Annotated in this window: 11 protein-coding genes and 1 pseudogene; 10 read left to right on the top strand and 2 right to left on the bottom strand. The window is 73.3% G+C overall.

Annotation, left to right across the window (positions count from 1 at the left end; all coding sequences use genetic code 11):
• Positions 1 to 18 precede the first annotated feature (18 nt).
• The gene (locus tag ACIG3E_RS32110; RefSeq protein WP_399623077.1) at positions 19 to 4,404 is read left to right on the top strand and encodes a CHAT domain-containing protein; all 4,386 of its coding nucleotides are present in this window, start codon (positions 19 to 21) and stop codon (positions 4,402 to 4,404) included.
• 94 nt (positions 4,405 to 4,498) lie between these two features.
• On the opposite strand, the gene ACIG3E_RS32105 is transcribed toward ACIG3E_RS32110, so the two are convergent.
• Positions 4,499 to 5,521 carry a LacI family DNA-binding transcriptional regulator gene (locus ACIG3E_RS32105; protein WP_399623076.1) on the bottom strand — a complete coding sequence of 341 codons (1,023 nt, stop codon included), beginning with the start codon at positions 5,519 to 5,521 and terminating at the stop codon, positions 4,499 to 4,501.
• A 341-nt stretch (positions 5,522 to 5,862) separates the two neighbouring features.
• Here ACIG3E_RS32105 and ACIG3E_RS32100 point away from each other — a divergent pair, with 341 nt between their 5' ends.
• The 6 genes and pseudogenes from ACIG3E_RS32100 to ACIG3E_RS32075 all read left to right on the top strand — a co-directional run.
• The gene (locus ACIG3E_RS32100; RefSeq protein ID WP_399623075.1) at positions 5,863 to 7,167 is read left to right on the top strand and encodes an extracellular solute-binding protein; all 1,305 of its coding nucleotides are present in this window, start codon (positions 5,863 to 5,865) and stop codon (positions 7,165 to 7,167) included.
• Positions 7,168 to 7,191: 24 nt separating this feature from the next.
• Positions 7,192 to 8,163, top strand: a complete 972-nt coding sequence (locus ACIG3E_RS32095) for a carbohydrate ABC transporter permease (protein ID WP_399623074.1) — start codon at positions 7,192 to 7,194, stop codon at positions 8,161 to 8,163.
• The gene (locus ACIG3E_RS32090; protein WP_399623073.1) at positions 8,160 to 9,074 is read left to right on the top strand and encodes a carbohydrate ABC transporter permease; all 915 of its coding nucleotides are present in this window, start codon (positions 8,160 to 8,162) and stop codon (positions 9,072 to 9,074) included. The genes ACIG3E_RS32095 and ACIG3E_RS32090 overlap by 4 nt, the downstream gene beginning before the upstream one ends.
• 43 nt (positions 9,075 to 9,117) lie before the next feature.
• Positions 9,118 to 10,389 carry a glycosyl hydrolase gene (locus ACIG3E_RS32085; protein ID WP_399623072.1) on the top strand — a complete coding sequence of 424 codons (1,272 nt, stop codon included), beginning with the start codon at positions 9,118 to 9,120 and terminating at the stop codon, positions 10,387 to 10,389.
• Positions 10,390 to 10,669: 280 nt separating this feature from the next.
• Positions 10,670 to 13,687: an alpha-mannosidase gene (locus ACIG3E_RS32080; protein WP_399623071.1), complete on the top strand. Its 3,018-nt coding sequence runs from the start codon at positions 10,670 to 10,672 to the stop codon at positions 13,685 to 13,687.
• Positions 13,688 to 14,087: 400 nt separating this feature from the next.
• Positions 14,088 to 14,291 (top strand): annotated as a pseudogene (locus tag ACIG3E_RS32075) (MarR family transcriptional regulator); the annotation flags it as partial.
• Positions 14,292 to 14,387: 96 nt separating this feature from the next.
• Here ACIG3E_RS32075 and ACIG3E_RS32070 read toward each other — a convergent pair.
• Complete coding sequence (locus tag ACIG3E_RS32070) at positions 14,388 to 15,119, bottom strand: FadR/GntR family transcriptional regulator (RefSeq protein ID WP_399623070.1); 732 nt, start codon at positions 15,117 to 15,119, stop codon at positions 14,388 to 14,390.
• 180 nt (positions 15,120 to 15,299) lie between these two features.
• Here ACIG3E_RS32070 and ACIG3E_RS32065 point away from each other — a divergent pair, with 180 nt between their 5' ends.
• Genes ACIG3E_RS32065 through ACIG3E_RS32055 form a run of 3 tightly spaced genes read left to right on the top strand, consistent with a single transcriptional unit; the run spans position 15,300 to position 19,028 of the window.
• Positions 15,300 to 16,376, top strand: coding sequence for a sugar ABC transporter substrate-binding protein (locus ACIG3E_RS32065; protein ID WP_399623069.1), 1,077 nt, complete (start codon positions 15,300 to 15,302; stop codon positions 16,374 to 16,376).
• Entirely contained in the window at positions 16,373 to 17,953 is a 1,581-nt protein-coding gene (locus ACIG3E_RS32060; protein WP_399623068.1) for a sugar ABC transporter ATP-binding protein, read from the top strand. Before ACIG3E_RS32065 ends, ACIG3E_RS32060 begins: the two co-directional genes overlap by 4 nt.
• Positions 17,937 to 19,028, top strand: a complete 1,092-nt coding sequence (locus tag ACIG3E_RS32055; RefSeq protein ID WP_399623067.1) for an ABC transporter permease — start codon at positions 17,937 to 17,939, stop codon at positions 19,026 to 19,028. Before ACIG3E_RS32060 ends, ACIG3E_RS32055 begins: the two co-directional genes overlap by 17 nt.
• The last annotated feature ends 36 nt before the right edge of the window (positions 19,029 to 19,064 follow it).

Genomic DNA, 19,064 nt, shown 5'->3' with positions numbered 1-19,064 from the left:
CGGCGTGAGGGGGACGTGGTGCTGGGGCTGACCATGCTGGTGACGTGGGCCAGGTCGATGCACGACCGGTTCGGACCGCGGCCTCCGGAGACGCAGGGAGCACAGGGCCCGGTGGTGGCCGACCGGGCGGCGGCCGGGGAGCGGCTGCGCGCCCTCGCGGCACTGCCGCTCGCGGCCCGCCGGGACGAGGTGGCACGGCGCTCGCCCGCTGCGACGACGGGCCTGCTCGCGGACCTCTTCGGGTACGGGGCGACCTGCGAGGACCCCCGGCGCGTTCCCGAGGAAGCCGGGCTCCTGGCCGACGTGCTCGAAGGGATCGGCGCCGCGCTGGTGGTCGGTCAGGCCCTCCCCGGGAACGGCGTCCGCCGTATGGCGCGGATGCTGGCCGCGCAGACCCATCTGGTGCGCGGCATCGCCGCCGACGCGACCGGGCACCGGGCCGAAGCGCACCACCACTTCTCGCTCGCCGCACACCCGGACGCCGCCCCGCTCGACGGCGTCGCCTTCGCACTCGGCACGGTCGGAGCCGCCCTCACCGACGACGGCACCGACCGGTTCCCGGCACCCGCACGGGACGTGCTCGGCCCGCTGGAGGAGATGTGCGGATACGAACTCACGGGCCTGCGCCGGGCGTTGACGGTGCGCTGCGCGGCGTACGACGTGGTGGCGACGGTCGCCGGGGGCGGCGACCCCACAGAGGGAAGCCGGGAAGCCGTCCTGAAGCGCTGGCCGCAGCAGTGGGGCCCCGACGCGGACGTCGAACTGTGGATCGCCTGGATGGCTGAGTTCGCCCGCAGGTCGGCCGAGGCCGAGGCCGGGGACGGGCGTGGGGGAGGTGATGGGCGTGGGCAAGGCCAGGAGCGCGGGCAAGGTCACGGGTGCGAGCAAGGCCAGGAGCGTGGGCAAGGCGATGGGCGCGGGGAAAGCGACGGGCGTGAGCAAAGCCAGGTGCCCGACGACGAGCCCTTCGTCGAGCTGATCGCGCTGCTCCTCACCGCCAGGCTCCGCCCGGAGGCGGCAAAGTGGGACGAGGAGCTGGCCCTCGTCACCGGCGGCCGTGACCTCACCGACGTGCTGCCCACGACGGGCAACGCCCCCGCCGCGCCGCCGCCCGCGCACCCGCCCTTGCGTGACGGGAAACCGTTCCTCGACCCCGACGGCGGCGAGGTCGCCGCCCAGCTCTGGGCGGCCATGGTCGCGGGCAGCCCGGACGGCGCGGTCCGGCTGAAACAGCTCGCCGAGGAGGAGCCGGGCCTCGCGGCCACGGTGGCCAAGGTGCTCGGCGTCGACCTCGTGACCCGCGCCCAGCGCGAGGCGTCCGAGCTCATCGGCCAGGGCGAGCACCACTTCCACCGCGGTGAGTACGCCGACGCCGCGACGTACTACCAACGCGCCCTGGACGCCGACCCGGAGAGCTCGCTCGCCCTGCTGATGCTCGGCGACGTGCACTTCGTACGCGGCGAGAAGGGGCTCGCCCGGGCCTACTTCCAGGAGTCGCTCGCCGTCGAGGAGACGCCGATGGCCTGGCGCTTCCTCGGGGACACCTACCGCGACACGCTCGACGGCACGGAGGAGGCCCGGCGCTGCTACGCACGCGCGCTGGCCCTCGACCCCGGCTGCGGCGGGGCCCGGCAGGCCCTCGAAGCCCTGCCGCCCCCGGCCGTGGTGCCCGCCCCGGCCCCGGCCACCGATGAGGCCGTGGCAACACCCCCGGCGGCCGAACCCCACGCGCCCGCCGAGCTCGAAGCCACCGTGCGGGACCGCGAGCCCGCGCTCGGCGAACTGCTCGCCGCGGCCGGTGACGATGACCGCTTCGACGCCTGGCTGCGCGCCGAAGGGGCGGACCACTGGGCGGGCGCCCTCGACACGCTGCGGATGACGGTGTCCCAGTGGGCCGCCAAGGCGGGCGACTTCGAGCGCTCCCTGCTGCTCGCCCGGCGCGGCGTACAGATCGCCGAGCACCTCGACCGGCAGTGGCCCACCGGCGACCCCGAGGAGCCGGGCCGCGCGCGGCTGCTCGCGGACGCCCTGAAGCAGGCCGCGGGCGTCCTGGACGCCATGGGGCGCTATAGCGAGGCGTACGACCTGCTGCGCCAGACCGAGCGGTGGCTGGTGACCGACGAGCACGAGCGGGAGCGCACGGGCCGCGGCCCCTGGCTCGACCACGGCCGGTGCGGCGGCCTCGACCACTGGACCGAGCTGTACCGGGACCTCGCGCGGGTGGCGCGCCGCCGCGGCGACGCGGCCGCGGCGGATGAGTACCAGCGCAGGCTCGACGAGATCACCGCCGACGTCCCGGACAGCGACCACGAGCGGATCGTGTCGCTCGTCGAACTCGCCGTGGCCTGGCACGAGCTGGGGGAGCGGGAGCGCGCCCTGAGCCGGTTCCACGAGGCCCTGCGGCTCGCCGAGCGGGAGGCGCCGCGCTCCCCGGTGCCGATCGCGCTGGCCACCGTCCACCACTCCCTGGGTGTCGTCCTCGGCGAACAGGGCTTCCCGCGCATGGCCCTGCACCACCTCGCCGAGGCCCGTGGGCGCGACTCCGGCGACGCCGACCGGCTCGCCCAGGACTGGCTCGCCACCGCCGCCGTGCTGCGCCGCCACCCCGACCTCGGCCACGCCGTGCTCGCCTACGAACAGGTGCTGCACCTGTCGGGCGTGCCGGGGCAGCAGGGCGACCCGCTGTTCTGGGCATCCGGGAGCGAGCCCACCGCGACGCGCGGCTGGCGCGTCCTGTCCGCCGAGCGTGCCTGGCCCGCGATCCTGCCCATGGCCCGCGCCGCCTGGGAGCACGGCGAGCAGCACACGGCCACGGACGTACTCGAACTCGGCGTGGAACTGGCCGACCTGGTGTGCGCGGCCGAGCCGCACCCCGAGCGGCGCGGCCACCTCCAGGACGCCCGGGCCGAGGCGTACGAACTGCTGACCCGCTACCGCCTCCAGCGCGCGGAGAGCGAGGCCCGGCGCACGGCGGATGCGGAACCCGCCACGGACGGCCCGCACCGCCCCGACCCGGGCCACCACATTGCCGCGGCCTTCACCGCGTCCGAGCGGCTGCGCGCCCGCTCCCTGCTCGACGCCATGAGCACCGCCCAGCTCCGCGCGCCCGACGGCGTACCGCCCGCCTTGCTGGCCGACGAGGCGGCCCTCATCGCCGAGCGCGCGGCCCTCGCGGCGGCGCCCGCGGTGGACTGGAAGCGCCACGACGACCTCACCGCGCGCCTCGACGCCTTGTGGCGGCGGCTCGCCGGATACGGCCCGCACGCCGAGGAATACGTCGGGGTCCGCCGCGCCACCGTCATGGACCCCGGCGCCGTCTCCCGCGAACTCGCCGGAGCGCGCACGGTGGTGGCCTCGTACGCGCTGCTCGACACCGGCGAGATCGCCCTGTTCACCCTGGGCGGCGACGGCGCCGAGGGCCCCGTGCGCGTGACCCCGGTCGACGCCGACGGCACGGCGGTGCTGCGCTTCATCGGGGACCACCTGAGCAGCGCGGGGCGCGTCCGCGAGATGGCCGAGGACACGCCCGGCCTCTTCCACCGCGTCCTCGACCCGCTGGTGGCGCCGCTGGCCGCGCTCACCCGCCCCGAGGACACCGTCGTGATCTGCCCCACCGGGGCCCTGCACCGCGTGCCCTTCCACGCGCTGCGCCCCGACGGCTCCGGGGCGCTGATCGACCGCAACGCCGTCGCGTATCTGCCGACCGTGTCGCTCCTGCGCACCCTCACCCTTCCCCGAGCTCTCGGCTCCGCTCTAGCAGGGGAGACCCCATTCGTGCCCGTCGCGGGCACCGGCGCCGTCGTCCTCGGTGACCCCGGCGGCGACCTGCCGCACGCGCGCGCCGAGGCGCTGGCCCTGGGCGAGCGCCTCGGCTGCGCCCCGCTGCTCGGCGAGGGGGCGACCCGGGAGCGGGTGCTGCGCGCCCTGCCCGGCGCGGAGGTGTTCCACGCCGCCTGCCACGCCTCCTTCGCCGCCACGGACCCGCTGGCCTGCGGACTCGTCCTCGCCGACGGCGTCCTGACGGCCCGTGACATCCTGCGGCGGGACTGGCACGGCGTCCGGCTCGCCGTCCTGTCCGCCTGCGAGACCGGCCGCGGCCGTGCCAGCCGCACCGACGAGACCCTCGGCCTGAGCTGGTCCCTGCTCCACGCGGGCGTGCGCTCCCTGGTGATGAGCCTATGGCGGGTGCCGGACGCCACCACGGCCGCCCTCATGGGCGACTTCCACGACCTGACCGCCGCGGGCGAGGCACCCGGCGCCGCCCTGCGCACCGCCCTGCTCGCGGCCCGCGACCGCCCGGGCGGCGGCCGCCTGGAGAGCTGGGCGGCCTTCCGTCTGCTCGGCGACTGGCGCGCCCCGCACCCCGGCCCCCGTACCGCGCCCCGAGGGAGCGCCCCAGGCTGACCGCCACCGGCCTGCCCGCGGGGTACGAGCCTCTGCCGCGGCGCGAGACCCGGGTCGGACTCGCCCTGCCGCCCGGCGTGAGCGCGCGGGCGGCTCACCCGGCCGCGCGCACCGCCCCCGTGCTCTCCCGCTCGATCAGCGTGGGCAACGGCACCTGCACCGTCCGTGCGGGGCCGTCGTCGAGCAGGCCGAGGAGCTCGCGCGCGGCCGTCCGTCCGAAGGACACCGTGTCCCGGGACAGGGCGGTCAGCCACGGGTGCACCATGCGGCACAGGGCCGAGTCCTCCCAGGCCACCACCGACACGTCGGCGGGCACGGCGAAGCCGAGGGAGGCCGCGGCCGCCACCCCGGCGACGGCCATCACGTCGTTGTCGTAGACGAGGGCCGTCGGCGGGCTGGCCGAGCGCAGTACCCGGCGGGTCACGGCGGCGCCCTCGGCGTCCGAGTAGTCGGTGGTGACCGACCGGACCCCGCGCAGGCCCCGGCGCTCGGCCTCGGCACGCAGGGTGCGCACGCGGCGCTCGGTGTGCGCGAGGCCGGGGAGCCCGGCGATGTGCACGATGCGGCGGTGCCCGAGCGCGTGCAGATGGCCGACGACGGCCGCCATCGCGCCCGCGTCGTCGGCCCACACGGTCGAGAGCCCGGCGCGCGGCGGCCGTTCGGGGTCGGGCACGCCGCCGGTGACCACCGCGGGCAGCCCGAGCTCCTCCAGGAGCGCGGGCCGCGGGTCGTCGGTGCGCGGGTCCACGACGAGGACGCCGTCGACGCGGTGCTCGGCCCACCACCGCCGGTACGCCGCGCACTCCGCCTCGACGTCCTCCACCACCTGGAAGAGCAGCCCCAGCTGACGCTCGGCAAGGACCTCCTGGATGCCCGAGATCAGCTGGAGGAAGAACGAGTCGACGCCGAGCGTGGCGGCGGGCCTGGCCACCACCAGGCCGACCGTGGCGGCGCCCTCGCCGGACAGGGCGCGCGCCGCCGTGCTGGGCCGCCAGCCCAGCTGCTCGGCGACCCTGCGCACCCGGTCGCGGGTCACCTCGGAGACCCCGGGTCTGTCGTTCAGCGCGAAGGAGACGGCGCTCTCGGAGACGCCTGCGCGCAGGGCGATGTCCTTCATGGTCGGCCGGCGTGCCGGTGACCGCTTGCCTTGCACCCGTTGCCCCTTTCCGCGTGCGGAGCGCCCGATGCGCTCCGGCCGCGCAGGTACTAATGCGCTTGAGCTAGCACACCCTAAAGCGCATTAGCTGTGGGTGGCAAGGCTTTCAACCAACGGCTCTGAACTGCGAGTTAGTGAGTGTGAGTGGCCTCGGAGGAGACGAATCGGCACCAATCCATTGACTTTTCACCGGAACTCCATGCAGGGTCTGCCTCGGTGCGAATCCGCGGTTCCACGCGGGTCGCCACCGCTGCCGGTGGCCCGTGCCGCCATGCGCCGGGCCGAGCAAAGGAGCCGTTCACGTGCGTCATTCCCGGATATTCCGCAGCCCCCGCCGGGCGGTCCCCGCTGCCGCCGCCGTCGCCTCCCTGCTCGTCCTGAGCGCCTGCGGCGGCAATGACGACGGCGGCTCGACCGACGCCTCCGGCAAGGTCGAAGGCAAGATCACCTTCCAGACCTGGAACCTGAAGGCGAACTTCAAGTCGTACTTCGAGGGCCTGATCGACGACTTCGAGGACAAGTACCCGGGCACCGAGGTCAAGTGGGTCGACCAGCCCGGCGAGGGCTACGCCGACAAGATCAGCGCGGATGCCGCCGGGGGTACCCTGCCCGACGTCGTGAACGTCTCGCCGGACTTGGTGGCGCCGCTGGCCAAGGCGGGCATCGCCCTCGACCTGGACCAGGCGGCGGGCAAGTACGAGAAGGAGTATCTGCCGGGCGCCTGGAAGAGCCACCAGGTCCCCGGAGTGCGGGGCACGTACGCCTTCCCCTGGTACCTGAACACCGGCCCGCTGTTCTACAACAAGCGGCTGTTCAAGGAGGCGGGCCTGGACGCGGCGAAGCCGCCGAAGACCTACGATCAGCTCTTCGCCGACGCCCTGAAGATCGCGGACAAGAGCGACGGCGACATCGCCACGCTCGCCAACGTCCCCACCATCGAGGACTTCGGCCGCTACGGCGTCCCGCTGATGAACAAGGAAGGCACCGGCTTCACCTTCAACGACGCCAAGGGCGTCAAGCTCCTCACGCAGTACAAGAAGCTCTACGACGCCAAGGCCCTGGACGGCCAGGCCCTGACCGCGACGCCCGAGTCGACCGGCAAGAAGTTCCTCACCGAGGCCGTCGCGATGAACCCGGGCAGCGCCCTGGACCTGGAGAAGTTCAAGAAGGACGCCCCGGGCCTCTACAAGAACATCGGCATCACGCCGCAGATCAGCTCCACCGGCAAGGACAACATGTACGTGATGGGCGTGATGGTGAACAAGCGCACCAAGCAGACGCCCGCCGCCGTCGCCTTCGCGCACTTCGTGACCGACGCGCAGCGCCAGATGTCCTTCGCCAAGAAGGTCGCGATCTTCCCGAGCACCAAGGGCTCCCTGGACGACCCGTACTTCACCAAGGAGGACGGCACGGACGAGACGCGCGTGCGCGTCGCCGCCGCCAAGTCCCTGAAGACCGCGGTGAACTACACGCCCGTGCTGTTCAGCGAGCAGATGAAGGTCGCCCTCCGCAACTCCGTCGCCAAGGCGCTCCAGGGCAAGGAGAGCCCCGAAGAAGCGCTTGACAACGCTGTCAAGCAGTGTGACCGGCTGCTCCAGCAGAGCTGATCCGCCGACCAGGGAACCGCAGCCATGAAGAGTTCAAGCCCCGCCGCCACCCCGGTGCGGCCCGCCGGAGCCGCCCCCTCGGCCGCCCGGCGGACCGCCGCAGGGGAGGCGGGCGCCCGCCGCCGCGTGCGGCGCCAACTGCCCACCAGCCCCTGGCTGTTCGCCGCCCCCGGCCTCGTGATCGTCGGCTGGTTCATCCTCTACCCCTTCGTCAGCACGGTGATCAACGCCTTCACCGACAAACGGCAGCTGGTCGAGGGCGAGTACGTGGGCCTCGCCAACTTCCGCGAGCTGCTGCACGACGAGATGTTCTGGATCGGCCTGCGCAACAGCACCCTGTACGTCCTCGTGGTCGTGCCCGCGCTCGTCGTCCTGCCGCTGCTGCTCGCGATGCTCGTACAGAAGCAGATCCCCGGCATCACGTTCTTCCGGTCCGCCTTCTACACGCCGGTGGTCGCCTCCATCGTCGTCGTCGGCCTGATCTGGGTGTGGATGCTCGACGAGCGGGGCCTGGTGAACGCCGTCCTGGAGGCGGTGGGGGCGGGCAAGGTCGGCTTCCTCAGCGACCAGTGGCTGCTGCTGTTCTCCGCCATGGCCGTCACGGTCTGGAAGGGCCTCGGCTACTACATGATCATTTATCTGGCGGCGCTCGCGAACGTCCCGCGCGAACTGCACGAGGCCGCCGCCGTCGACGGGGCCGGACCGATCCGCCGCTTCGTCAGCGTCACCGTGCCCGCCGTGCGCTCCACCATGGTGCTGGTCGCCGCGCTGTCCTCGGTCGCCGCGTTCAAGGTGTTCTCCGAGGTGTATCTGATGGCGGGGCCGACCGGTGGGCCCGCGGGCGAGGACACCACGCTCGTGATGCTCGTGCAGCGCAACGGCACCGGGCTGACCGGCCGGGTCGGCTACGCCTCCGCGATCTCCGTCGTCATCTTCGTCGTCACCGTCGCGCTGATGCTGCTCGTGCTGCGCGCGGACCGGAAGGAGAACCGATGACGACCCCCTCCGCCGAAGCGGGCCGCGCGGAGCGCGCCGAGACCGTCAGGCCGCGGAAGCGGCGGTTCACGGACGAGAACGGGCGCCGCCTGCGCGTGTGGGAGCTCGCCCTGCGCTACCTCCTGCTGCTGCTCGTCCTGGCCCTGATGATCGGCCCGTTCCTGTGGCAGCTGTCGACGTCCCTGAAGGGGCCGCACGAGAACATCTTCAGCTCCCCGCCCACGTTCCTGCCGTCCGACCCGACCCTGCACAACTACGAACGCGTCGCCGACACCATCCCCGTGTGGGACTACGCCTTCAACTCCCTGAAGGTCGCCGCGGCCAACGTCGTCACCAACTGCGTGGGCGCGGCCCTCGCCGGATACGCCCTGGCGCGCCTGCGCTACCGCGGCCGCAAGGCGGCGACGCTCGTGTTCATCCTGGCCATGCTCGTGCCCGTCGAGGGCATCATCATCGCCCAGTTCACCACCATGCGGGACCTCGGCCTCAACAACACCCTCATCGGCGTCCTGCTGCCCGGCTGCGTCTCGGCGCTCAACGTGCTGCTGATGCGCAACGCCTTCCTCAACGTCCCGTACGAGATCGAGGAAGCCGCGTTCGTCGACGGGGCGAACGTGTGGCAGCGGTTCGTCCGCATCGCGCTGCCCGCCGTGAAGGGCACCCTCGCCGTCGTCGCCATCTTCGCCTTCATGGGCGCCTGGGACGACTTCCTGTGGCCCCTGATCGTGCTGAGCGACCCCGACAAGTTCACCCTGACCATCGGCCTCAACTACCTGCACGGCACCTTCGCCAACGACGAACGCCTCGTCGCCGCGGGCACGGTGATCGCCGTGCTGCCGCTGATCGTGCTCTTCGCCTGCCTCCAGCGGTACTTCTTCCGCGGGGTCGGGGAGGGCGCCGTCAAGGGCTGAGGCCCGCCCCACCCGCCCCTCTCCTTGAGAACCAGGATCCGCCTTGACGTCAGACGACCTGCCAGGACCGGCCGCCGCCCCCGCGAGGCCGCCCCGCTTCGGCGCCAACTACACCCCCAGCGAAGGGTGGTTCCACCACTGGCTCGACTTCGACCTGGACTCCGTACGCCGTGACCTCGACGCCATCGCCTCGCTCGGGCTCGACCACATCCGGGTGTTCCCGATCTGGCCGTACTTCCAGCCCAACCGCACCCTGATCCGGCCGCGCGCCGTCGAGCAGCTCGTCGCGCTCGCCGACGCCGCCGCCGAGCGCGGGCTCGACGTCAACGTCGACGGCCTCCAGGGCCATCTGTCCAGCTTCGACTTCCTGCCCGCGTGGACGCAGACCTGGCACCGGCGCAACCTCTTCACCGACCCCGACGTGATCTCCGGCCAGCGGGAGTACCTGCGGACCCTCGCCGCGGCCCTCGCCGACCGGCCCAACTTCATCGGCATGACCATCGGCAACGAGATCAACCAGTTCGCCGCCGGGCCGCACCCCGACCCCGACCGCATCACCCAGGAGCAGGCCGGGGCCTGGCTGGAGCAGGTCCTCGCCGCGTGCGAGGAGGGGGCGCCAGGACGCCTCCACCTGCACGCCGAGTACGACGCCGCCTGGTACCAGGACGACCAGCCCTTCACCCCCGCGCAGGCCGCGCGGCTCGGGTCCGTGACGGCCGTGCACTCGTGGGTGTTCAACGGCACCGCGCAGCGGCACGGGCGCGACGGGGTCGCCACCGGCCAGCACGCCGCCTACCTCATCGAGCTGTCCAAGGCCTGGGCCCTGGACCCGCACCGGCCCGTGTGGCTCCAGGAGGTCGGCGCGCCCGCCCCGCTCATCCCCGCGGCGGACGCGGCCGCGTTCACCGAGAGGACCGTGGCCGCGGCGCTGGACTGCGCCGACGTGTGGGGCGTGACGTGGTGGTGCTCCCACGACGTGTCGCGCTCCCTCGCGGACTTCCCCGACCTTGAGTACAGCCTCGGCCTGCTCACGAACGAGGGCCGCGTGAAGCCCGCGGGGGCCGCCCTCGCCCGGCTCGCCAAGGAGCGGTGGGAGGCGCCCGCGGCGCGGAGCACGGCCGTCGTCGTCGACGTCGGCCCCGACGCGGGGCGGCGGGCCCGGTGCGGGCCCGGCGGGGACGTGTTCGAGGCCTTCGCGCGGCTGGCCGGGCAGGGGGTGCGGCCCGCGCTGGTTCTCGCCGAACGGGCGGTGGACGCGGGGTACCTCGCGGAGCGAGGCATCACGGAGGTGGTCTTCCCGTCCGACGTCCTCTGACCGTTCCCGCCGCCCGCGTGGGACGCCCCTGACCCGCCCCTTCCCGATCCGGGGGCTGCCGCCCCCGTGCCCCCGCCTTTTCGGCGCTTCGCGCCTCGTCCTCAAACGCCGGACGGGCTGGAACTGTCGCCGGTCGCGGCAGACCCTTCAGCCTCTCCGGCGTTTGAGGAGCGGGGGTCTGGGGGCGGAGCCCCCAGTTTCGGGAAGGGGCGGGCTTGGGGAGCCCCCGGCAGGGCCACCACCTCAGCCATGCACGTGCGACGACCTAGGGAGACCCCTCATGCACGACGACCGCAAACTGGTAGAAGGCCGACTCAAGCGCGTTCTGGACGAGCGCATACGGCCCGCCGTCTACCCCGAGTCCGTCCCCCTGACCGTGGCCGTCTGGAACGCCCCGGGCGAACCGGTACCCGTGGCCGAAGGCCTCGCCGCCACCCCCGAGCCCATCGAGGTGGGGGCCCGCTGGGGCGCCCCCTGGGGCACCAGCTGGTTCCACGTCACCGGGACCGTCCCGGCCGCCTGGGCGGGCCGCACGGTGGAGGCGATCCTCGACCTCGGCTTCGACGAGAACATGCCCGGGTTCCAGTGCGAAGGCCTCGTCTACCGGCCCGACGGCACCCCGGTGAAGGGCCTCAACCCCCGCAACCAGTGGGTGCGGATCGCCTCTCCGGCCGAGGGCGGCGAGAGCGTGGACCTGCGCGTCGAGGCCGCGTCGAACCCGGTCATCCTCGACTACCACCCCTTCCTGCCCACCCAGCTCGGCGACAAGGACACCGCGGGCAGCGAGCCGCAGTACCGCCTGGAGCGCATGGACCTCGCCGTGTTCGACGAGACGGTGTGGGGGCTCGTCATGGACCTGGAGGTCCTGGGCGAGCTGATGCAGGAGCTGCCCGAGGACTCGGGCCGCCGCCACGAGGTCCTGCGGGCGGTCGACCGCGCGCTCGACGCCGTGGACCTCCAGGACGTGAACGGCACGGCCGCCGCCGCCCGCGCCCGCCTCGAGGGCGTCCTCGCCGCGCCCGCGCACGACTCCGCGCACCGCGTCAGCGCCGTCGGCCACGCCCACATCGACTCGGCGTGGCTGTGGCCGCTGCGCGAGACCGTACGGAAGGTGGCGCGGACCACCTCCAACATGACGGGTCTGCTCGACGACGACCCGGACTTCGTCTTCGCCATGTCGCAGGCGCAGCAGTGGGCGTGGGTCAAGGAGCACCGGCCCGAGGTGTGGGCGCGGGTGAAGAAGGCGGTCGCCGACGGCCGGTTCGTACCGGCGGGCGGCATGTGGGTGGAGTCCGACACGAACATGCCGGGCTCGGAGGCGATGGCGCGGCAGTTCGTGCACGGCAAGCGCTTCTTCATCGAGGAGTTCGGGGTCGAGAACGACGAGGCGTGGCTGCCGGACACCTTCGGCTTCGCCGCGGGCCTGCCGCAGATCATCAAGGCCGCCGGGTCGAAGTGGCTGCTCACCCAGAAGATCTCCTGGTCGCAGACCAACAAGTTCCCGCACCACACCTTCCAGTGGGAGGGCATCGACGGCACCAGGATCTTCACGCACTTCCCGCCCGTCGACACCTACAACTGCGCCGTCAAGGGCAGCGAGATCCACCACGCCGCGCGGAACTTCAAGGACAAGGGCGTGGCCCGGCACTCCCTCGCGCCGGTCGGCTGGGGCGACGGGGGCGGCGGCACGACCCGCGAGATGATCGCGAAGGTGGCCCGGCTGCGGAACCTGGAGGGCTCGCCGACCGTGCGGTGGGAGACCCCGGCGGAGTTCTTCGAGAAGGCCGAGGCGGAGTATCCGAACGCGCCGGTGTGGGTCGGCGAGCTCTATCTGGAGCTGCACCGCGCGACGCTCACCAGCCAGGCGGGCACCAAGCAGGGCAACCGCCGCAGCGAGCACCTCCTGCGGGAGGCCGAGCTGTGGGCGGCGACGGCCGCCGTGCGCGCCGGATTCCCGTACCCGTACGAGGAGTTGGACCGCATCTGGAAGACGGTGCTGCTCCACCAGTTCCACGACATCCTGCCCGGCTCGTCGATCGCCTGGGTGCACCGCGAGGCCCGGGCGACGTACGCGGCCGTGGCGGACGACCTGAACGCGATCATCGACGCGGCGCAGCGGGCGCTCGCGGGCGAGGGCGGGCACACCCTCGTGTTCAACTCCGCGCCGCACGCCCGGGCCGGTGTCCCCGCGGGCGGCGCCCACGCCCCGGTGACCGACGGCCAGTCGGGGATCGCCGCCCGCGCCGACGGCGGTTACGTCCTGGACAACGGCCTGCTGCGCGTCGAGGTCGACGCGCGCGGGCTCGTGGTCTCCGCCTACGACCTGGTGTCGGGGCGGGAGACGGTCGCGCCGGGGCAGGCCCTGAACCTGCCGCAGCTGCACGCCGACTTCCCGAACATGTGGGACGCGTGGGACGTCGACGAGTTCTACCGCCACACCGTCACCGACCTCACCGACGCCGAGGCCGTCACCGCGGGCGACGGTGCGTCCGTGCGGGTCGAGCGCCGCTTCGGGGACTCGCGGATGACGCAGGTCCTGACCCTCGCCCCGGGCCTGCGGCGCCTCGACATCGACACCGAGGTGGACTGGCACGAGACGGAGAAGTTCCTCAAGCTGGCCTTCCCGCTGGACGTGCACGCCGAGCGGTACGCGTCCGAGACGCAGTTCGGGCACTTCCACCGGCCGACCCACACCAACACCAGCTGGGAGGCCGCGAAGTTCGAGGCCTGCAACCACCGCTTCGTGCACGTGGAGGAGCCCGGCTGGGGCGTCGCCCTCGTCAACGACTCCACGTACGGCCACGACGTGACCCGTACCGTGCGGGACAGCGACGCCGGGACGACCACCACGGTGCGGGTGTCGCTGCTGCGCGCGCCCCGCTTCCCCGACCCCGAGACCGACCAGGGCGTCCACCGCTTCCGGCACGCGCTCGCGCCCGGCGCGGGCATCGTCGACGCGGTGCGCGAGGGCTACCGGATCAACCTGCCGGAGCGGCGGGTCACCGGGGGCGCGGCGGAGGTCGCGCCGCTGGTGAGCGTCGGCGACGACGCCGTGGTCGTCACGGCCGTCAAGCTCGCCGACGACGGCAGCGGTGACGTCGTGATCCGCTTCCACGAGGCGCGGGGCGGCCGGGCCCGCACCACGCTGCGCCTCGGCTTCGACGCGGCGGCCGTGGATGTGACCGACCTCCTGGAGCGGCCCCTGGCCGGTGCGGACGCGCCGGAGCGCGACGGGGGCGCAGTCGCCGTGTCGCTGCGGCCGTTCGAGCTGGTGACGCTGCGGGTGCGGCGGGCCTGACGGGCCACGCGCCGCGCCGCGTGTGCGAGCCGCCGCCCGCGCCCTGGGAACGGGCGCGGCGGCGGTCAGCGCGCCGCCGCGAGGAAGTCGCGCAGCAGCGCGTTGAAGGCCTCGGGCCGCTCCATGGTCGGGTAGCGCGCGGTGCCCGCGATCGTCGCCGTGCGGCCGTGGCGATGTTGTCGTAGGTGTCGAGGTCGCCGGTGACGGCCAAGAGCGGCAAGGGCAGCTCCGCGGCCCGCGCCCAGGTGTCGGTGACGGGCGGTTCGAGCGCGGTGTCGACCGCGATGCCCGGGCCCATCGACGGGCCGACGAGGACCGCGGGGCCGACGCAGGGGTGGCGCAGGAGCGCGGCCAGGTCGTCGGTCCGGCGGAACGGCACAGTCGCGTTCGCGGACCGCCCGAGGTCACCCCGAACCCCGCGCACCGCAGGTCGTCCCTGATCCGGCTCACCGGGGAGGGGGAGTCGGCGATCGCGGCCGCGGTGGCGCGCGAGCGCGCCGTGCTGCGGCGGGTGCGCGGCGACATCACCGACGCCGACGTGACGGCGTGCGTGCGCGTCCTCACGCGGATGCTGGAGCTGTTCGACGACGTCGACGTGGACTGAGGCCGCCGCCGAGGAGGGCCCGGCCCGCCGTGAGCGTGGGACGGGCTAGGGCCTGTCCGAGGCGTCGCGACGCCGCGCTGACCCTTCGGACAGGCCCTAGCGCTCGTACCGCCCCCGCAGCCACGCCTCCACCTCTCCCACGTGGGCGGCCGCCGCCGCCCGTGCCGCCTCCGGGTCGCGGGCCACCAGGGCCCGGTGGATGCGGTCGTGCTCGCGCCGGGTGCGCTCGAAGGCGCCCTCTTCCTGGTACCCGCGCCACACCCGGGCCCGGAAGGTGCGCGACGACAGGCCTTCGAGGATCGCGGCCATCGTGTCGTTGCCCGCCGCCAGGGCGATCGCGCGGTGGAAGGCCAGGTCGTGGGAGAGGATCTCCTCGGGGTCGTCGGTGGCGTTCATCGCCGCCAGGTGCTCCTCCACCTCCGCCAGCCGGTCGGGCGTGATGCGCGCGGCCGCCAGGGCCGTGGCCGTGGACTCCAGGACGCGGCGCACTTCGAGGAGCTCCACCAGGCGCGGCCCGCGGGACAGGTCCGCGACCACGCCGAAGGTCTCCAGGAGGTCACCGGCCTCCAACCGCGTGACATAGATGCCCGAGCCGTGCCGCGCCTGAAGGACGCCGAGCACCGTCAGGGCCCGGATGGCCTCGCGCATGGAGCTGCGCGAGATGCCCAGCTGGGCGGCCAGGTCCCGCTCGGTGGGCAGGCGCTGGCCGGGCTCCAGGAGCCCCTCCGCGATCATCGCCTTGATCTGCTCGATGGCCCGCTGCGTCACGGTGCCCTTCTGCGCGGGCACGGCACTGTGCGGGGCCTGGTTCACGTGACGCTCCTTCATCCACTGGCCGGGTGCCGCGCAGTGTAGCGAGCCATGTGGTCCGACCACTACGGCGGGAATGCGGGAGAACTTGGCGACGAGGGGTGTTGTGCCGCCCAAGTGGTCTGATAAGTATGTCGCCCATCCGCCGCTGAACCGCGGCCCGGTACCACTCGACCCCGCCCGATGAGGAGCCGTCAGATGGTCGGCAGCACAGTGCGGAACACCACCGGAAGGGCCCGGCGGTCGCGGGCGCTCGGCACCACCGCGGCGGCCGCCTGCGCCGCCCTCACCCTCGCGGCCTGCGGCAGCACCAAGGACACCGGGGGAGCGGGCGGCGGGGGAGAGGGCAAGGTGGGGGTCGTCCTGCCGCTGCTCACCTCGCCGTTCTGGCAGTCGTACAACGACTACGTACCGAAGATGGCGAAGTCCGAGGGCGTCGACGCGCTCAAGACCGTGAACTCCAACAGCGACCCCTCGCAGCAGATCACCGACATCAACAACCAGCTCAACCAGGGCGTGAAGGGCCTCGTCGTGGCCCCGCTCGACAGCGCCGCGGTCTCCGCCGGGCTCGACCAGGCCGAGCGCAAGGGCGTGCCCGTCGTCGCCGTGGACGTCGCCCCGGAGAAGGGCAGGGTCGCGATGGTGGTCCGCGCCGACAACGTCGCGTACGGCCGCAAGGCCTGCGACTACCTGGGCAAGAAGATCCGCGGCGGCAAGGTCGCGCAGATCATGGGTGATCTCGCGTCCGTCAACGGACGCGACCGCTCCGAGGCGTTCCGCGACTGCGTCAAGGACAAGTACCCCCGGCTGAAGGTCCTGGAGATCCCCGCCAAGTGGGAGTCGGACACCGCCGCGTCCAAGCTGGACACCCTGCTGAACTCCCACCCCGACCTCAAGGGCGTCTACCTCCAGGCGGGCGGCGTCTACCTCGCGCCCACGCTCCAGACCCTCAAGTCCAAGGGGATGCTGAAGAAGGCGGGGGAGAAGGGGCACATCACCGTCGTGTCGAACGACGGGATCCCGCAGGAGTTCGACGCGATCCGCAAGGGGCAGATCGACGCCACCGTCTCGCAGCCCGCCGACGCGTACGCGAAGTACGGCATGTACTACATCAAGGCCGCGATGAACGGGAAGAAGTTCTCGCCGGGCCCGACCGGCCACGGCTCGACCATCGTGAAGCTGCCCGGCGGCAATCTGGAGGACCAGCTGCCCGCGCCGCTCGTCACGCGGAAGAACGTCGACGACGCCGAGCTGTGGGGCAACGCGCCCCGATGAACAGGCAGAACGCGCAGAACGCGCCGAGCACGCAGAACGCGCCGAGCACGCAGAGCGCGCCGTGCCCGCAGGGCGCCCCGCCCCTCGTCGAGGCCCGCGGCGTCGTCAAGCGCTACGGACCCACCGTGGCCCTCCAGGACGGGCGGCTCACCGTCCGGGCCGGGGAGTCCCACGCCCTCGTCGGCCGCAACGGCGCGGGCAAGTCCACCCTCGTCTCCCTGCTCACCGGCCTCCAGGCCCCGGACGCGGGCAGCGTCCTGTTCGACGGCGAGCCCGCGCCGCCGCTCGCCGACCGTGACGCCTGGCGCCGCAAGGTCGCCTGCGTCTACCAGAAGCCCACCGTCGTCCCCGAACTGACCGTCGCCGAGAACCTCTTCATCAACCGGCAGCCGCGGGGCCGCGGCGGGCTCATCAGCTGGCGCCGCCTGCGGGCCGAGGCCGCCGACGTGCTGCGCACCTGGGACGTGCGCGTCGACCCCGAGGCCCGCACGGCCGACCTGAAGGTCGAGGACCGGCAGATGGTCGAGATCGCCCGCGCCCTGAGCTTCGGGGCGCGGTTCATCGTCCTCGACGAGCCGACCGCGCAGCTCGACAACCGCGAGATCGAGCGGCTCTTCACGCGCATGCGCGCCCTCCAGGAGGCGGGCGTCACCTTCCTGTTCATCTCGCACCACCTGCAAGAGGTCTACGAGGTGTGCCAGGCCGTCACCGTGCTGCGCGACGCCCGCTGGATCACCACCGCGCCCGTCGCCGACCTGCCGCGCGCCGCCCTCGTGGAGGCCATGGCGGGCGAGACGCTCCCCGAGAACAGCACCCGAGCCGCGCCCGGGGCCCCGGACGAGGCGCCCGTGCTGCTGGACGTGCGCGGCCTCACCAGCCCGTCGTACGCCGACGTCGACCTCACCGTGCGCCGCGGCGAGGTCGTCGGGCTCGCCGGGTCCAGCGGCAGCGGGAAGGTCAACCTGGCCGAGTCCTTCGCGGGCCTGCACACCCCGACCGGCGGCAGCGCCACCCTCGACGGCGCCCCGCTGCCCTTCGGCGACGTGCCCGCCGCGCTGCGCGCCGGGGTCGGCTGCGTACCCCGCGACCGGCACGGCGAGGGCCTCGTCCTGTCCCTGTCGATCGGCGACAACGCCACCCTGAGCGTCCTCGGCAGGATCGGCCGCCTCGGCTTCGTCTCCACCGACCGCAAGCGCGGCGTCGCCCGCGAGCTCATCGAACGGCTCGACATCCACGCCGAGGGCCCCGACCAGCCCGTCCGCGACCTCTCCGGCGGCAACGCGCAGAAGGTCGTCATGGCCAGGGCGCTGGCCTCCGAGCCGCGTCTGCTCGTGCTCATCAACCCCACCGCGGGCGTCGACGTGAAGTCCAAGGAGTCCCTGCTCGCCCGCGTCGACCGGGCCCGCGAGGACGGCACCGCCGTGCTCGTCGTCTCCGACGAACTCGACGACCTGCGCCGCTGCGACCGCGTCCTCGTCCTCTTCCACGGCCGGGTGACGGCCGAGCACCCGGCGGGCTGGCACGACCACGAGCTGATCGCCTCCATCGAAGGAGTGGCCCGTGACCAACACGGCTGACACCCCCGTGACCAACACGGCCGACACGGCTGACACCTCCGTGACCGACACGGCCGACGCCACGACACCCGCGCCCGCGTCCCCGCGGGCCGTGGAGCCCCGCGCGGCCAAGGCCGCCCTGCTGCGCCGCGCCCGCGAACTCGCCCTGCTGCCCGCACTGGTGCTGCTCATGGTGCTCGGCGCCTTCGTCAACGACTCGTTCCTGACCGAGCGGAACCTCATCTCCGTCCTCGGCGCGTCCGCGGCCCTCGCGATGGTCGTCCTCGCCGAGTCCCTCGTCCTCATCACCGGGAAGTTCGACCTCTCCCTGGAGTCGGTCGTCGGCATCGCGCCCGCCGTGGGCGCGCTGCTCGTCCTGCCCGCCGCCCAGGCCGGGTTCGGCACCGAACTGCCCGCCGCCGTCGGGCTGCTCGCGATCGTCCTGGTGGGCGCGGCGATCGGCGCCTTCAACGGCGTCCTCGTGGTGAAGCTGAAGCTCAACGCCTTCATCGTGACGCTGGCCATGCTGATCGTGCTGCGCGGCGTGCTCGTCGGCGCCACCGAGGGCAAGACGCTCTTCGGCCTGCCGGAGTCCTTCTTCACCCTCGCCACCTCGACGTTCCTGACCGTGCCGGTCTCCGTGTGGCTCGCGGCGGCCGCGTTCGGCGCCACCGGGCTCGTCCTGAAGTACCACCGGGTCGGCCGCGCCCTGTACGCGATCGGCGGCAACGCGGACGCGGCCCGCGCCGCGGGCATCCGCGTGGAGCGCGTCATGCTCGGCGTGTTCGTCGTCGCCGGGACGCTCGCCGCCGTCGGCGGCCTGATGCAGACCGGCTACGTCGGCGCCATCAACGCCAACCAGGGCCAGAACATGATCTTCACGGTGTTCGCCGCCGCGGTCATCGGCGGCATCGGCCTGGACGGCGGCAAGGGCACCATGTTCGGCGCGCTCACCGGCGTCCTGCTGCTCGGCGTCGTCCAGAACCTGCTGACGCTCGCCCAGGTGCCGTCCTTCTGGATCCAGGCCATCTACGGCGGGATCATCCTCGTCGCCCTGATGATCGCCCGCGTCACCACGGGCCGCGCACAGGACTGAGCCGCCGCCTCCCCGCCTCCCTTCCGGAAAGGCCTT

The organism is Streptomyces sp. NPDC053474 (assembly GCF_044544845.1).
In the GTDB taxonomy this organism is placed as follows: domain Bacteria; phylum Actinomycetota; class Actinomycetes; order Streptomycetales; family Streptomycetaceae; genus Streptomyces.
This window is presented reverse-complemented; position numbering and strand designations above follow the sequence as displayed.

Bases quoted from the DNA above. Each gene is read 5' to 3' on its own strand.
- ACIG3E_RS32090 (WP_399623073.1), top strand. From the start codon at position 8,160: ATGACGACCCCCTCCGCCGAAGCGGGCCGCGCGGAGCGCGCCGAGACC.
- ACIG3E_RS32080 (WP_399623071.1), top strand. From the start codon at position 10,670: ATGCACGACGACCGCAAACTGGTAGAAGGCCGACTCAAGCGCGTTCTG.
- ACIG3E_RS32065 (WP_399623069.1), top strand. From the start codon at position 15,300: ATGGTCGGCAGCACAGTGCGGAACACCACCGGAAGGGCCCGGCGGTCG.
- ACIG3E_RS32105 (WP_399623076.1), bottom strand. From the start codon at position 5,521: ATGAAGGACATCGCCCTGCGCGCAGGCGTCTCCGAGAGCGCCGTCTCC.
- ACIG3E_RS32060 (WP_399623068.1), top strand. From the start codon at position 16,373: ATGAACAGGCAGAACGCGCAGAACGCGCCGAGCACGCAGAACGCGCCG.
- ACIG3E_RS32070 (WP_399623070.1), bottom strand. From the start codon at position 15,119: ATGAAGGAGCGTCACGTGAACCAGGCCCCGCACAGTGCCGTGCCCGCG.
- ACIG3E_RS32095 (WP_399623074.1), top strand. From the start codon at position 7,192: ATGAAGAGTTCAAGCCCCGCCGCCACCCCGGTGCGGCCCGCCGGAGCC.